At 39.9% G+C, this 1,917-nt stretch carries 3 protein-coding genes; 2 read left to right on the top strand and 1 reads right to left on the bottom strand.

Translation table 11 applies throughout. From position 1 onward, the window contains the following. The coding region (locus VHE99_02770) for an ATP-binding protein (GenBank protein ID HVV67948.1) at window positions 1-334 on the top strand (334 nt) is incomplete at its 5' end. Window positions 335-336: 2 nt separating this feature from the next. Beyond that, window positions 337-1,311 (top strand): response regulator, encoded by a 975-nt coding sequence (locus tag VHE99_02765; GenBank protein ID HVV67947.1) that lies wholly within the window; start codon window positions 337-339, stop codon window positions 1,309-1,311. Between the two features lie 27 nt (window positions 1,312-1,338). On the opposite strand, the gene VHE99_02760 is transcribed toward VHE99_02765, so the two are convergent. Beyond that, window positions 1,339-1,671 (bottom strand): hypothetical protein, encoded by a 333-nt coding sequence (locus VHE99_02760; GenBank protein HVV67946.1) that lies wholly within the window; start codon window positions 1,669-1,671, stop codon window positions 1,339-1,341. Between the last annotated feature and the right edge of the window lie 246 nt (window positions 1,672-1,917).

Genomic DNA, 1,917 nt, shown 5'->3' with positions numbered 1-1,917 from the left:
GTTACTAATACATGTCCTGTTTAATTTATTTAAGAATGCTATCTATTTTATCCGCAAGGCAGGCAAAGGAAACATCCATATTTGGTTGGAACATCATCCAAGGCATAACCAGATTCATTTTAAAGACACAGGTGCGGGTATCAAATCTGAAAATCTACCAAAAATTTTTGATCCTTTTTTCACCGTTGATACCAACAAAGGCACTGGCATTGGCTTAGCCTTTTGCGCCATGACCTTAAAAAGCTTCGGCGGCAGTATCACCTGCCAATCAGAATGGCAAGAATACACCGAATTCATTCTCACTTTTCCAAGGAAACCAACCCAACAGGAGTAACCATGCAAATATCCGCACTTTATCACCCAACGCAAATTGTGTTGTTAGACGATGATGCTGAATTTATTAGTAGTCTTTCATTAGCCCTGTCAGACCAGTTTAAATGTCAGCTATTCACCGCCCCAGCTCAAGCACAAGTATTCCTCTTAAATAACCACAGCTGGCAAAATGCATTAAAATCACAATATTTGCAATTGCAAGATGAAGAGTTTAGTAAATTTTCTATCGATGTTGAAATCATCAACATTCATCAGGAAATATTTAACTCTAAACGTTTTGAAAGAGCTGGAATACTGGTAGTTGATTATGACATGCCCAGTCAAAATGGTTTGGAAGTGGCGCGTATGCTAAAGTCAAGAATACCCCTAAAAGTTATTCTGCTGACTGGCGAAGCCGACCAACACACGGCAATAGCCGCTTTTAATCAAAAAGAAATTGATCGGTTTTTATTAAAAAGCCATCCAAATTATCATGAGCAGTTAATTCGCTACATCAATGAACTTCAACAGGATTATTTTGCAGAATTATCCATTGCCGTATTAGAGCCGCTTCTAATCCAGAAAAATCACCCACTACAAGATAATCACTATCAGAAATTATTTCAGGAAACCAAAAAAAAATACCAAGCAATAGAACATTATTTGCTCGATCAATCGGGTAGTTTTTTAATGTTGAATGCACATGGCGAACCCACTTGGTTGATCGTGCGCACACCAGCTGATATAGAGCTGTTTTATGATATGGCTGCCACTGAAAAATCTGTGCCCAAAAAAATCCTAGCCAGTTTGGCGAATAAAACCAAACTAGTCTGCCTTCCACCTGAGAGCCTTGTGATACCCGCCTTTAAAGACTGGGTCATTCAAGATGCTATCCAATTACCCGATAGAGAAATGTATTACTGTATTGTTGAAGGTTGGTACACTCAGAATCCCTGTCAGACTATAACCAGTTATCAATCTTTTCTAGAGGGTATTTAACCCACACATTGAGAAGGAGCATTGTAATCAATGCAAGGTATCATGCGATGTCGCATGAAGCATCAAGCTTTGAATTGTTTTAGGTGTCAATACATAGCCCCTATGCTTTAAAGCAGACACAAGGGATTGCGAGCGCTCATTTCTATCAGGGATAGACTCTACCTCACTAAGCGCATTATTATAATCTTCCAGCGCTTGGTTATAAGCTTTCATGGGGTCATGGCTTATATAATCCATGCGGACACTTTCAATTAACACTTCCGGTGGTTCCTTATCAGTAACTACTGCAACGGCGGGCATATGTTCCTCTCCAACGACGCAAATACAAGGCACAAAACGACCCATAGGCTGGCTTTCCATAAGTAACACTCCTTTTTCATTTGGAAATACAGAACTTATTTTATCTTACCTGTAAATTTTTCACTACCGTAAAGGCACCCTGTAATTCCGGTCTAGATGGGCGCAGATTGCTGCGTCGAAACCTTGCGCCATTCCTTGTCATTTTTCAAGATATAGTCCACCGCTTGAATGAAAAATTCCCCCGTGCGCTCAATCCCAGCCCATTGGCAATAAGCTTTGACTTCATTCAACAGGTTTTCACTTAAT

The sequence above is a fragment of the Gammaproteobacteria bacterium genome (assembly GCA_035546635.1).
In the GTDB taxonomy this organism is placed as follows: domain Bacteria; phylum Pseudomonadota; class Gammaproteobacteria; order JAURND01; family JAURND01; genus DASZWJ01.
Note: the sequence above shows the minus strand (reverse complement) of the source record. Positions and strands in the feature narration are given on the sequence as shown.